We start from the raw sequence: 13,076 nt of genomic DNA on the forward strand, positions 1-13,076 counted from the left end.
AGTGTGCGCTATTTGTTCACCTTGTTTGTAAGCCTGGCGGTACTGGTTACCGCCGGATGTGGTTTCCATTTGCGCGGCTCCTCTATGGTGCCGTCGGAGATGCATACCCTGATACTGGACTCTGGCGACCCGAACGGACCGCTGGCCCGTGCCGTGCGTAACCAGTTGCGCCAGGACGGGGTGACCATTGTGGAAAGCAGCCTCAAAAACAAAAAAGTGCCGTCATTACGCCTGGGCGCAATGAGCATTGGCCAGGATACGGCATCCGTATTCCAGGACGGTTACACCGCCGAATACCAGATGGTAATGGTGGTTAACGCCCAGGTACTGATCCCCGGCCATGATATCTACCCCATCCAGGCCAAGGTGTATCGTTCCTACTTCGATAACCCGCAGCGCGCACTGGCGAAAAACGCCGAGCAGGACATGATTGTCAACGAAATGTACACTCAGGCCGCTCAGCAGCTGGTACGTAAGCTGGCCGCCGTACATGTGGCGGACGTAAAAGATACCGAAGCGCGGGAAAGTAACACCCACGATCCGGCATCCGTGTCTCAGCCACAGGGGCGGATCTCCACATCCTTCCCGACCAGCTCCGCCAGCCAATGATAAAGCTGTACCCGGAGCAACTACGCGCGCAGCTCAGTGACGGGCTGCGCGCCGCTTATCTGCTACTGGGTAATGACCCGTTACTGCTCCAGGAAAGCCAGGATGCCATCCGCCATGCTGGTGCAGAACAGGAATTTACCGGGTATCACACAGTGGCGATTGACGCCACCACCGACTGGAACGCGCTCTTTGCCCTGTGCCAGGAGCTGAACCTGTTTGCCAGCCGCCAGACACTGCTGCTGCAGCTACCGGAAAATGGCCCCAACGCCGCCATTGCCAGCCAGCTTGAGACGCTGGTCAGCCTGCTGCATGAGGATCTGCTGGTGATTTTCCGCGGCAATAAGCTGACAAAAGCCCAGGAAAATCAGGCCTGGTATCGCGCCCTTAACGATAGTGGCGTTCAGGTGGCCTGCATGACCCCGGAGCAGGCTCAGTTGCCGCGCTGGGTGCAGAACCGGGCCAGCCAGATGTCATTATCGCTGGATAACGCGGCGGTACAGTTACTGTGCTACTGCTATGAAGGAAACCTGCTGGCCCTCTCCCAGGCGCTGGAGCGTCTGGCCCTGCTGTGGCCAGACGGTAAACTCACCCTGCCCCGGGTGGAGCAGGCCGTTAACAGCGCCGCGCACTTTTCCAGCTGGCACTGGGTAGATGCGGTGCTTGCCGGGAAAACCAAACGCGCCCTGCACATCCTGCGCCAGCTTAAGCTGGAGGCCAGCGAGCCGGTACTGCTGCTGCGCGCCCTGCAGCGCGAATTACTGCAACTGGTTCACCTGAAGCGCCAGTCGGCCACCACCCCGCTAAAAGCGCTGTTTGATCAGCAGCGGGTATGGCAGAACCGGCGGGTGCTGATAACCGAAGCGCTCAACCGCCTCAGCCGCGAGCAGCTTGATCAGGCTGTGCGCCTGCTCAGCCACGCGGAGCTTACCCTCAAGCAGGACTACGGCCAGAATATACAGGACACGCTGGAAAGCCTGACGTTGCTGCTGTGCAACGCCGGGTTGCCGGAAATATTCACCTATGAATGACGCCCCGTCTTCATTACTGGCGCTGTTTGGCGGCACCTTTGATCCTATCCACTACGGGCACTTAAAGCCCGTAGAGGCGCTGGCGCGCCAGATTGCCCTGCGCCATGTGGTTATCATGCCCAACAACGTTCCCCCTCACCGGCCCCAGCCCCAGGCCAGCAGTGAGCAGCGTAAAATCATGGTCAGCCTGGCCATTGCCCGTAATCCGCTGTTTCAGCTGGACTGCCGTGAACTACAGCGCACCAGCCCTTCGTTTACGGCCGACACCCTCGAAGAGATCCGCCAGGAGACCGGCCCCCGGCGCCCGCTGGCGTTTATCATTGGCCAGGACTCCCTGCTCACCCTGCCCCGGTGGCACCGTTACCAGCGCATCAGCGAGCTGTGCCACCTGCTGGTCTGTCGCCGCCCGGGCTACCCGGTAAAGATGGACAGCGCCGCGCACCAGCACTGGCTGGACAGCCGCCTCACCCGCAACATTGCCGATCTGCATCAGCAACCGGGCGGGAAAATTTTCCTGGCGGACACGCCGCTGTTCGATATTTCCGCCACCACCATCCGCAAACGCCTTGAACAGGCGCAGTCCTGCGCCGATCTGCTGCCGCCTGCGGTCATGCAGTATATTATTGACCAGGGGCTGTATCGCTGAGCACCTGCCGCAGCGCCGCCAGCAACTGCTGGTTATCCGCCGCTGATTTCACCGCCACCCGGTAATAGCGGCTGTCCAGCCCCGGGTAGTTAGCGCAGTGGCGAATCAGTATCCCCCGGCGTAACAGCGCCTCCTGGAGATTCAGCCCTGCAACCTCGCAGCGGAAAAACACATAATTTGCCACCCCGGGCCAGGCCCGGAGCCCCGGTAAGGCCGCCAGCCCCTGATACAGCGCCGGGCGGGCGCTATTCAGCCAGTTAAATGTCGCCTGGTGATAGGCCCGGTCCCGGAGGATAACCTCCCCGGCAAGGGCGGCGAAGGCATTAATGGTCCAGGGCTGCTGGCGCTGGCGCATAGTGGCGACAGCCGCGAGATCCCCGCCAATAAGGTAGCCCAGGCGCAGGCCGGGAATGGCAAAAAACTTCGTCAGGGAGCGCAGCACCCAGACATGGGGCATCGACATCAGATGCGGGATCATGCCCGGTGCTGTGGGCACAAAATCCAGAAACGCCTCATCCACCACCAGGGCAATATGTAGTTCGGCACAGCGCCGGGCTATCTCCATCATCAGCCCGGGGTCGGGCAGCAGGCCGGTGGGGTTATTGGGCGTACACAAAAACAGGCAGTCCAGCCCGCTGTGCAGCTCATCAAGAATGCGCCCGGTAAGCTGCCAGCCTTCCTCTTCGCGCAGCACATGCTCGCTCACCTGGCAGCCGCTACGCCCGAGCGCCCGGCGGTACTCCGCAAAACCGGGGATCACCACCAGCGCCTGTTGCGGCGCCAGAAACTCCGCCAGAGAGAAAATCAGCTCGGTTTCGCCGTTACCGGCCATCACCTGGCGCACATCCACCCGGTGATGCGCCGCCAGCGCCTGGTGCAGCGCCTGGTACTCCACATCCGGGTAGCGCTCCGCCAGTGCCAGGTTCCCGATCATCGCCGCCCGCAGCGAATCGGGCATTCCCAGGGGGTTAATATTGGCGCTGAAGTCCAGGATCTCGCCCGGCTCCAGGCCACTCCAGCGGGCCGCCTCGCGAATATTTCCGCCATGCAGGCTGGTCAGTAATGCCATTGTTGATACCTCCCGGGAAGCGCAGTAAAAGTCGTGATAAACTGCGCCTTTACCCGTTCAGGACAGTTTATGAATCTCTGGTTTATCCGCCACGGTGAAACCGAAGCCAACCTCGCCGGTTTATATAGCGGCATCAGCGAAACGCCGCTGACCGCCAGAGGGGAGCGCCAGGCCTGCGCCTTACAGCAGATGCTGGCCGCCGTGCCCTTTGACCGGGTGCTCTCCAGCGAGCTGACCCGCGCCGGGCACACAGCCCGGCTGGCGCTGGCGGGGCGGGATCTTACCATGCAGACCGACAACCGGCTGAATGAAATGAACTTTGGTGCCTGGGAGATGCGCCACCACCGGGAATTACACGCGGAAGGCAGCGCTGAGTACCGGGCCTGGTGCCAGGACTGGCAAACCGCCGTACCCCCGGGGGGCGAAGGGTTTGCGGCGTTCAGCCAGCGCATCCGCGCCCTGGCAGACAGCCTGCAAGCCGACAGCCAGCAGGCCCGATACCAGAACGTGTTACTGATTAGCCACAAAGGGGTGCTGAGCCTGCTGCTGACCCATTTGCTGGCGCTCCCCCCGGAGCAGATGTGGCGGTTTGATATTGCCCAGGGGTGCTGGTCCCGGGTAGAGCTGCTGGGGGATTATGCGGTTTTACGCTCATTAAACAATCAGAGTGTCTGGGTCCCGGCCCCCTGATGCGCACAGGCTGGCGGGACATTCTCACTTCGCGGCCTTAATCCATTGACACCACTTCTCAGGCTGCTATTCTCCGCTGCCATAATGTGGTCCTTGTGCGTGTTTGAAACTGTTTTACAAAAATGGCGATGCAAACCCGCGCCCGGGGTGGGATGATACTGCACCTCAGCATCAGCCAGCGTATGGCTGGGCCAGACTCTGAACGGTCAATCTGCTGAACCACACCACACCAACTTTTCACACCCGAGGGGGAACACTTGCAGGGTAAAACACTCCAGGATTTTGTAATCGACAAAATTGATGATCTTAAAGGGCAGGACATTATCGCGATTGATGTCCGGGGAAAATCCAGTATCACCGACTGCATGGTTATCTGTACTGGTACTTCAAGCCGCCACGTTCTGTCTATTGCCGATCATGTGGTTCAGGAGTGCCGGGCTGCCGGGTTATTACCGCTGGGTGTGGAAGGTGAAAACGGGGCTGACTGGGTGGTGGTTGACCTGGGCGACGTGATGGTTCACGTCATGCAGGAAGAGAGCCGCCAGCTGTATGAGCTGGAAAAACTCTGGAGCTAAGCGGTGAAACTGCAACTGGTCGCCACCGGCACGAAAATGCCAGGCTGGGTACAAACCGGGTTTTCCGACTATCTGCACCGTTTTCCCAAAGATATGCCGCTGGAGCTGGTAGAGATCCCTGCCGGTAAGCGGGGCAAAAATGCCGACATCAAACGCATTCTCGACAAAGAAGGCGAGCAGATGCTGGCGGCCGTGGGCAAAGGTAATCTGATTGTCACCCTGGATATTCCCGGCAAACCCTGGGATACCCCCCAGCTCGCCGGGCAGCTGGAGCGCTGGAAGCAGGACGGCCGGGATGTCAGCCTGCTGATTGGCGGCCCGGAGGGGCTCTCCCCCGCCTGTAAAGCGGCGGCGGAGCAAAGCTGGTCCCTCTCTCCGTTAACCCTGCCCCACCCGCTGGTGCGGATCCTGGTCGCGGAGAGCTTATACCGGGCCTGGAGTATTACAACTAACCACCCTTACCACCGTGAGTAACGCATCAGGTACTTAAGCAGCGGATGAAATTACAGAATTCTTTTCGCGACTATTCGGCCGAGTCGGCACTGTTTGTACGCCGTGCTCTGGTCGCTTTTGTAGGCATTTTGCTGCTTACCGGCGTGCTTTTGGTTAATTTGTACACCGTGCAGATTATCCGCCACGACGACTACCAGACCCGTTCGAACGAAAACCGCATCAAACTGGTGCCAATCCCGCCAAGCCGGGGGATTATCTACGACCGTAACGGCACCCCGCTGGCCCTGAACCGCACCATCTACCAGCTGGAGATGATGCCGGAAAAAGTCGACAACGTGCAGGCAACCCTGGAAGCCCTGCGCAGTGTGGTCGATATTACCGATGACGATCTGGCGAACTTTAAAAAAGAGCGCGCCCGCTCTCACCGCTTTACCTCTATTCCGGTTAAAACCAATCTGAATGAGATTCAGGTTGCCCGTTTTGCCGTGAACCAGTACCGCTTCCCGGGGGTTGAGGTCAAAGGCTACAAACAGCGCTACTACCCCTATGGCTCCGCCCTGACCCACGTTATCGGCTACGTGTCGAAAATCAACGACCGGGATGTGGAGCGCCTCGATAAAGAAGGCAAGCTGGCAAACTACGCCTCAACCCATGATATTGGTAAGCTCGGGATCGAGCGCTATTACGAAGATGTGCTCCACGGCCAGACCGGCTATGAAGAGGTAGAGGTCAATAACCGTGGCCGGGTGATCCGCCAGCTCAAAGAGGTGCCGCCCCAGGCCGGGCATGATGTCTACCTGTCGCTGGATCTGCCGCTCCAGGCCTATATTGAAACCCTGCTCCAGGGCAGCCGCGCGGCGGTGGTGGTCACCGATCCGCGCACCGGCGCTATCCTCGCGATGGTCTCCACCCCGAGCTACGATCCCAACCTGTTTGTTAACGGTATCTCCAGCAAGCAGTATTCCGCCCTGCTCAAAGACCCCAATACCCCGCTGGTCAACCGCACCACCCAGGGGGTATACCCACCGGCATCTACCGTGAAGCCGTATGTGGCGGTCTCCGCCCTGAGCGCCGGGGTTATTACCCGCAACACCTCGCTGTTTGACCCGGGCTGGTGGCAACTGCCCGGCTCTGAGAAGCGCTACCGGGACTGGAAAAAATGGGGGCATGGCCGGCTGAATGTCACCAAAGCGCTGGAAGAATCCGCAGATACCTACTTCTACCAGGTCGCTTACGATATGGGGATCGACCGCCTCTCTACCTGGATGCGCAAGTTCGGTTATGGCCGCTCAACCGGTGTGGATCTGTCCGAAGAATACCCGGGCAACATGCCCACCCGCGAATGGAAGCTCAAACGCTTTAAAAAACCCTGGTATCAGGGGGACACCATTCCGGTAGGTATCGGCCAGGGTTACTGGACCGCCACCCCGATTCAGATGAACAAAGCGCTGATGATCCTGATTAATGACGGGGTCATCAAAGTGCCGCACCTGCTGCAAAGCACCATGATTGACGGCAAAAAAGTGCCCTGGATACAAAAAGACGAACCCCCGGTGGGCGATATTCACTCCGGCTACTGGGAGATTGCCAAAGACGGCATGTACGGCGTGGCGAACCGCGGCAACGGGACCGCCCATAAATACTTTGCCAGCGCGCCTTATAAAATTGCGGCCAAATCGGGTACGGCTCAGGTGTTTGGCCTGAAAGCGAATGAAACCTACAACGCCCACCGGATATCCGAACGGTTACGCGACCATAAACTGATGACCGCCTTCGCCCCCTACGACAATCCGCGGGTGGCGGTAGCTATTATTCTGGAAAACGGCGGCGCGGGCGCCGCTGTGGGGACCATCATGAGGCAAATCCTCGATCACATTATGCTGGGTGACAATAACACCCAACTGCCGCAGGAAACCCCGGCGCAGACTGCCGGAGAGGATCAGTAACCATGACCGACAATCCGAATAAACGTTCGCTCTGGGAGAAGATCCACATCGACCCGCTGTTTATGCTGACCATTTTGCTGCTGTTGTTGTACAGCGCCCTGGTCGTCTGGAGCGCCAGCGGTCAGGACCCGGGGATGATGGAGCGTAAAATTGGCCAGATCATGGGCGGGCTGGTGGTGATGATTGCCCTCGCCCAGGTGCCGCCGCGTATTTATGAGGGCTGGGCCCCCTGGCTGTATATTATCTGCGTTATTTTACTGGTGGCGGTGGATGCCTTCGGGGCCATCTCAAAAGGTGCCCAGCGCTGGCTGGATCTCGGCGTGGTGCGTTTTCAGCCGTCTGAAATCGCCAAAATCGCCGTGCCGCTGATGGTGGCGCGCTTTATTAACCGCGATGTCTGCCCCCCGAGCCTGAAAAATACCGCCATTGCGCTGGTGCTGATTTTTGTTCCCACCCTGCTGGTGGCCGCCCAGCCGGACCTCGGGACCTCGATTCTGATTGCCGCCTCCGGGCTGTTTGTCCTGTTCCTCTCCGGGATGAGCTGGAAACTTATCGCCGTGGCGGTGCTGCTGGTGGCGGCGTTTATCCCGGTGTTGTGGTTCTTCCTGATGCACGACTACCAGCGCGCCCGCGTAATGATGCTGCTGGATCCTGAATCCGATCCGCTGGGTGCCGGTTATCATATTATTCAGTCGAAGATTGCCATCGGCTCCGGCGGGCTGCGCGGTAAAGGCTGGCTGCACGGCACCCAGTCACAGCTGGAGTTCCTGCCAGAGCGCCATACGGACTTTATCTTCGCGGTGCTGGCCGAAGAGCTGGGGCTGGTCGGGGTACTGGTGCTGCTGGCGTTATACCTGCTGCTGATCATGCGCGGCCTGTGGATTGCCGCCCGGGCACAGACCACCTTTGGCCGCGTTATGGCCGGTGGCCTGATGCTGATACTCTTCGTTTATGTATTTGTTAATATTGGTATGGTTAGTGGTATCTTGCCGGTGGTGGGTGTACCTTTGCCCCTGGTCAGTTATGGTGGCTCGGCACTGATCGTGCTGATGGCCGGGTTCGGGATTGTGATGTCTATCCACACTCACCGGAAAATGTTATCCAAAAGCGTGTAAGGGGTGCGCAATGCGTAAGCAGTGGCTTGGAGTTTGCGTGGCGGCAGGATTACTGGCGGCATGTAGTACAAATGATGACGGGCAGCAACAGGTTGCCCCGCAGCCGGAGCCCGTGGTCTGTAACGGCCCGTCCGTCGAAATCAGTGGTGCCGATCCGCGCTATGAGCCGCTGAGCCCTTCTGCGAACCAGGATTACCAGCGCAACGGTAAAAACTATAAAATTGTTCAGAATCCGGGCCAGTTTACCCAAAGTGGCCTGGCTGCCATCTATGATGCGGAGCCGGGCAGTAATCTGGCCGCCTCCGGTGAGCCGTTTGACCCGGGCCAGCTGACAGCCGCACACCCGACCTTACCCATCCCCAGCTATGCCAGGATAACCAACCTGGCCAATGGCCGGATGATTGTCGTGCGGATTAACGATCGCGGCCCCTACGGCAATGACCGGGTTATCTCGCTTTCCCGCGCCTCTGCTGACCGGCTGAACACCTCAAACAACACCAAAGTGAAGATAGACCCGATAATCGTAAGCCAGGACGGTGCCCTCTCCGGCCCGGGTATGGCCTGCGTAACGGTGGCAAAACAGACCTATGCCCTGCCCTCCCGCCCGGATCTGAGCGGCGGTATGGGAAGTGCCTCCTCCGCCCCCCAGCTAACGCCTCCCCAGGGGGAAGTACGGGCCATCAGCAACGATACCCTGAGCGCCAGCGACACGACCGGAGCACCGGTCAGCAGTAGCGGCTTTCTGGGTGCCCCCTCAGCCCTGCACGACGGCGTAGTGGAAAACAGCCAGCCTGCCACCACCGCCCCTCAGGGCCAGCCGGTAACAGCACCGGTCACTGCACCAGGCTCCGTACAGGGCTCAGTAACCGCTCCGGCCACAGCCAGTGCCGGTAACGGTGAGTTTCTGGTGCAGGTGGGTGCCGTGAGCGATGCGGGCCGGGCCAGCCAGTGGCAGCAGAAACTGTCACAGCAGTTTGGCGTACCGGGGCGCGTTACCCACAACGGTGTGGTTTACCGGGTGCAGATGGGGCCCTTTGCCAGCAAAAGTGAGGCTATCGCCCTGCAACAACGTCTTTTGAATGAGGCCCAGCAGCAGTCCTTTGTGACCGCCGCTACGCCGCAATAATCCGGGCTTTCCGGCACCCGACTATGTAAAGTAATGTAAGACACATTAACAATATCATGAGCAAAGTCGGGTGCCAGTAAAAATAGCATTTGCTATAGTAAAGCTCTTTTTTTTCACACCATCACGGATGTCGCCGTTCGACCATGAAAAACGTTCTCCCTGTTCGTATCGCCAAAGGCGTCACGCTCTCACTGACAATCGGCCTGATGGCTATGTCTGCTGCCCGCGCTGACGATCTGAATATAAAAACCATGATTCCGGGTGTTCCGCAGATCGATGCCGAGGCTTATATCCTCATCGACTATAACTCCGGTAAAATCCTGGCCGAACAGAATGCTGATGCGCGCCGTGATCCGGCAAGCCTGACCAAAATGATGACCAGTTACGTCATCGGCCAGGCCATGAAAGCAGGCAAATTTAAAGAATCAGACGTCGTCACCATCGGCCCTGACGCCTGGGCTACCGGTAACCCGGTATTTAAGGGCTCATCGCTGATGTTCCTCAAACCGGGGATGGAAGTGCCGGTTTCTCAGCTGATCCGCGGTATCAACCTGCAGTCCGGTAACGATGCCTGCGTGGCCATGGCGGATTATGTCGCCGGGAGCCAGGACGCCTTCGTCGGCCTGATGAACAGCTATGTTAACGCACTGGGCCTGAAGAACACCCACTTCCAGACCGTTCACGGCCTGGATGCACAGGGCCAGTACAGCTCTGCCCGCGATATGGCGCTGATTGGTCAGGCACTGATCCGCGACGTACCGAACGAGTACGCTATCTACAAAGAGAAAGAGTTCACCTTTAACGGGATCCGCCAGCCGAACCGTAACGGCCTGCTGTGGGATAACAGCCTGAAGGTTGACGGGATCAAAACCGGTCACACCAGCAGCGCCGGGTTTAACCTGGTGGCCTCTGCCACCGAAGGCCAGATGCGTCTGATCTCCGCCGTTATGGGGGGCCACACCTCCAAAGGCCGCGAAGCCGAAAGCAAAAAACTGCTCACCTGGGGCTTCCGCTTCTTTGAAAGCGTGAACCCGCTGAAAGCCGGTAAAGAGTTCGCCTCCGAACCTGCCTGGTTTGGCGACAGCGATCGCGCCTCATTAGGGGTGGATAAAGACGCCTGGCTCACCATTCCCCGTGGCCGGATGAAAGATCTGAAAGCCAGCTATGTGCTGAACAATACCGAGCTGCACGCCCCTCTGCAGAAAAACCAGGTGGTCGGTACGATCAACTTCCAGCTGGATGGCAAAATCATCGATCAGCGCCCGCTGGTGGTCTTACAGCCCATTGAAGAAGGCAACTTCTTTGGCCGGATCATTGATTACATCAAGCTGATGTTCCACCACTGGTTCGGTTAATGGCCGGGCACTTGAAAGTGCCGCAAATAGCCCCATATACTTTGTATCAAAGCACACTCCCGCCCCCGGCGGGAGTTATTATTTATGTCCTGCTGGAGCACCCATGAAAACCAATCTGAAAGAGTTACTTGAATTCCCCTGCCCCTTTACTTACAAAGTAATGGGCCTGGCGAAACCAGAGCTGGTCGATATGGTGGTTGAGGTGGTACAGCGCCACGCCCCTGGCGACTATACCCCTGAGGTGAAACCGAGCAGCAAAGGCACCTACCATTCTGTCTCTATCACCATCAATGCCACACATATTGAGCAGGTGGAAACCCTCTACGAAGAGCTGGGCAATATTGAAATTGTCCGTATGGTTCTGTAACCGATAACCCGGCGTAAAGCCGGGTTAATTTTTTGTGCGTCATGTTATAATCGCGTCACCATTTTTTCAGGAGACGCGGTTTTGTCTCAAGATACCCTTATTATCCGCCAGCTTGGCCGGCAGCCTTATGGTCCTGTATCCCGGGCCATGCACGACTTTACCGATACCCGCAACGACACCACCCCGGACGAGATCTGGCTGGTAGAGCACGAGCCGGTCTTTACCCAGGGCCAGGCCGGGAAGGCAGAACACCTCCTGGCACCGGGCGATATTCCGGTTATCCAGAGCGATCGCGGCGGCCAGGTAACCTACCACGGGCCTGGTCAGCAGGTGATGTACGTTCTGCTCAATCTCAAGCGCCGCAAGCTGGGCGTGCGTGAACTGGTCACCATGCTGGAACAGACGGTGGTCAACACCCTGGCAACACTGGGGATTGACGCCCATGCCCGGGCAGATGCGCCTGGCGTCTATGTGGGGGAGCGGAAGATCTGCTCACTGGGGCTGCGTATCCGCCGGGGGTGCTCGTTCCACGGTCTGGCGCTGAATATCGATATGGATCTGACCCCGTTCCTGCGCATTAACCCCTGCGGTTATGCGGGCATGGAAATGACCCAGGTCAGCCGTCTTGCCCCCGGGGCGACAGTTGCCTCTGTTCAGCCGGTGCTGACAGAGAGCTTCTTTGCCCTGCTGGGTAACCCGCCCCGGGAGTGGATCAGCCAGCCCTGGCAGCAGTAACATTCTGCGCCCGGTTCTCGCCACGAAGATACCGCCTGCTAACATTTCGGTTAACACCCGGGGCGGTATCGGTAATGCCTGACAGGGCTATGCGGCGGCCCGCCCCGCTCCGGCACCCGGTATGATAATGGTTACTGTTATCAGGCAGCAGGAGACAAAAGGCACATAACAACAACTGTTTTACAATTTTTTCCCTTTTTCATGCCACGTCAGGCTGATTTACCAGGCGGATAAATGGTATACTGCCGGGCAGCGGATTCAACAAAAGTTGATAACTACAATGTTTTATTGAACTTCTGCACCCCTTCATTATCAGCAACTGGAACACGCACGCTATGAGCAAACCCATTCTGATGGAACGCGGAGTCAAATACCGCGACGCCGATAAAATGGCCCTTATCCCGGTGAAAACCGTTGTCACGGAGCGCCAGGAGCTGTTAAGGAAGCCGGAGTGGATGAAAATCAAACTCCCGGCAGATTCCTCAAGAATTCAGGGCATCAAAGCCGCGATGCGCAAAAACGGCCTGCACTCCGTTTGTGAAGAAGCCTCCTGCCCGAACCTGGCAGAGTGCTTTAACCACGGCACCGCCACTTTTATGATCCTCGGCGCTATCTGTACCCGCCGCTGCCCGTTCTGTGATGTTGCCCACGGCCGCCCGCTGGCCCCGGAAGCCGGTGAGCCGCAAAAGCTGGCCCAGACCATTGCCGATATGGCCCTGCGTTACGTGGTTATCACCTCTGTTGACCGTGACGATCTGCGTGATGGCGGTGCTCAGCACTTTGCTGACTGCATCAGCGCTATTCGCGAAAAGAGCCCGACTATCCGTATTGAAACCCTGGTGCCGGATTTCCGTGGCCGTATGGATCGCGCGCTGGAGATCCTGACCGCAACCCCGCCGGATGTGTTTAACCACAACCTGGAAAACGTGCCGCGCCTGTACCGCAAGGTGCGCCCGGGTGCGGACTACGCCTGGTCGCTGAAACTGCTGGAGCGCTTCAAAGAAGCCCACCCGGAGATCCCGACCAAATCCGGGTTAATGGTTGGCCTGGGGGAGACCAATGCTGAGATAGTTGAGGTCATGCGCGATCTGCGCCGCCACGGTGTCACCATGCTGACCCTGGGCCAGTATCTGCAGCCCAGCCGTCACCACCTGCCGGTGCAGCGCTATGTCAGCCCGGAAGAGTTTGACGAAATGAAAGCCGAAGCCATGGCGATGGGCTTTACCCACGCGGCATGTGGTCCTTTTGTACGCTCGTCCTATCATGCGGATCTGCAGGCAAAAGGGATTGAGGTGAAGTAACCGGCAATATCTGGTTACATTTTCATCAGCAAACAGATGTGAAAAACCGGCCTTCAGGCCG

Annotated in this window: 14 protein-coding genes; 13 read left to right on the forward strand and 1 reads right to left on the reverse strand. The window is 58.4% G+C overall.

Annotated elements, in window-relative coordinates; genetic code table 11:
- The first annotated feature begins 3 nt into the window (after nucleotides 1-3).
- From lptE to nadD, 3 genes are read left to right on the forward strand one after another with little or no spacing between them, the layout of a single operon-like run.
- On the forward strand, nucleotides 4-609 hold the full coding sequence (lptE, locus tag EBL_RS13170; protein ID WP_002439216.1) for an LPS assembly lipoprotein LptE: 606 nt from the start codon (nucleotides 4-6) through the stop codon (nucleotides 607-609).
- The gene (gene holA, locus EBL_RS13175; RefSeq protein ID WP_002439215.1) at nucleotides 606-1,637 is read left to right on the forward strand and encodes a DNA polymerase III subunit delta; all 1,032 of its coding nucleotides are present in this window, start codon (nucleotides 606-608) and stop codon (nucleotides 1,635-1,637) included. The genes lptE and holA overlap by 4 nt, the downstream gene beginning before the upstream one ends.
- Nucleotides 1,630-2,283: a nicotinate-nucleotide adenylyltransferase gene (gene nadD / locus EBL_RS13180; RefSeq protein WP_002439213.1), complete on the forward strand. Its 654-nt coding sequence runs from the start codon at nucleotides 1,630-1,632 to the stop codon at nucleotides 2,281-2,283. Before holA ends, nadD begins: the two co-directional genes overlap by 8 nt.
- Here nadD and cobD read toward each other — a convergent pair.
- Entirely contained in the window at nucleotides 2,258-3,352 is a 1,095-nt protein-coding gene (cobD, locus tag EBL_RS13185) for a threonine-phosphate decarboxylase CobD (protein WP_002439211.1), read from the reverse strand. The genes nadD and cobD overlap by 26 nt on opposite strands.
- 69 nt (nucleotides 3,353-3,421) lie before the next feature.
- Between cobD and EBL_RS13190 the strand changes: the two genes are divergently transcribed.
- The 10 genes from EBL_RS13190 (at nucleotide 3,422) to lipA (ending at nucleotide 13,015) form a co-directional block, all read left to right on the forward strand.
- Complete coding sequence (locus EBL_RS13190; RefSeq protein WP_002439210.1) at nucleotides 3,422-4,042, forward strand: adenosylcobalamin/alpha-ribazole phosphatase; 621 nt, start codon at nucleotides 3,422-3,424, stop codon at nucleotides 4,040-4,042.
- Between the two features lie 257 nt (nucleotides 4,043-4,299).
- The gene (gene rsfS, locus EBL_RS13195) at nucleotides 4,300-4,617 is read left to right on the forward strand and encodes a ribosome silencing factor (protein ID WP_002439207.1); all 318 of its coding nucleotides are present in this window, start codon (nucleotides 4,300-4,302) and stop codon (nucleotides 4,615-4,617) included.
- 3 nt (nucleotides 4,618-4,620) lie between these two features.
- Nucleotides 4,621-5,091 carry a 23S rRNA (pseudouridine(1915)-N(3))-methyltransferase RlmH gene (rlmH, locus tag EBL_RS13200; protein WP_002439205.1) on the forward strand — a complete coding sequence of 157 codons (471 nt, stop codon included), beginning with the start codon at nucleotides 4,621-4,623 and terminating at the stop codon, nucleotides 5,089-5,091.
- Between the two features lie 23 nt (nucleotides 5,092-5,114).
- Nucleotides 5,115-7,016, forward strand: a complete 1,902-nt coding sequence (gene mrdA, locus EBL_RS13205) for a peptidoglycan DD-transpeptidase MrdA (RefSeq protein WP_002439203.1) — start codon at nucleotides 5,115-5,117, stop codon at nucleotides 7,014-7,016.
- A gap of 2 nt (nucleotides 7,017-7,018) precedes the next feature.
- Complete coding sequence (gene mrdB, locus EBL_RS13210) at nucleotides 7,019-8,131, forward strand: peptidoglycan glycosyltransferase MrdB (RefSeq protein ID WP_002439200.1); 1,113 nt, start codon at nucleotides 7,019-7,021, stop codon at nucleotides 8,129-8,131.
- Nucleotides 8,132-8,141: 10 nt separating this feature from the next.
- Complete coding sequence (gene rlpA, locus EBL_RS13215; protein WP_002439198.1) at nucleotides 8,142-9,257, forward strand: endolytic peptidoglycan transglycosylase RlpA; 1,116 nt, start codon at nucleotides 8,142-8,144, stop codon at nucleotides 9,255-9,257.
- A 143-nt stretch (nucleotides 9,258-9,400) separates the two neighbouring features.
- Nucleotides 9,401-10,612 carry a D-alanyl-D-alanine carboxypeptidase DacA gene (gene dacA / locus EBL_RS13220; RefSeq protein WP_002439196.1) on the forward strand — a complete coding sequence of 404 codons (1,212 nt, stop codon included), beginning with the start codon at nucleotides 9,401-9,403 and terminating at the stop codon, nucleotides 10,610-10,612.
- Between the two features lie 103 nt (nucleotides 10,613-10,715).
- Entirely contained in the window at nucleotides 10,716-10,979 is a 264-nt protein-coding gene (gene ybeD, locus EBL_RS13225; RefSeq protein WP_002439194.1) for a DUF493 family protein YbeD, read from the forward strand.
- A gap of 81 nt (nucleotides 10,980-11,060) precedes the next feature.
- The gene (gene lipB, locus EBL_RS13230) at nucleotides 11,061-11,714 is read left to right on the forward strand and encodes a lipoyl(octanoyl) transferase LipB (protein WP_002439193.1); all 654 of its coding nucleotides are present in this window, start codon (nucleotides 11,061-11,063) and stop codon (nucleotides 11,712-11,714) included.
- Nucleotides 11,715-12,049: 335 nt separating this feature from the next.
- Complete coding sequence (lipA, locus tag EBL_RS13235) at nucleotides 12,050-13,015, forward strand: lipoyl synthase (RefSeq protein ID WP_002439192.1); 966 nt, start codon at nucleotides 12,050-12,052, stop codon at nucleotides 13,013-13,015.
- Nucleotides 13,016-13,076: the final 61 nt, after the last annotated feature.

This window comes from Shimwellia blattae DSM 4481 = NBRC 105725, from assembly GCF_000262305.1.
GTDB lineage: Bacteria > Pseudomonadota > Gammaproteobacteria > Enterobacterales > Enterobacteriaceae > Shimwellia > Shimwellia blattae.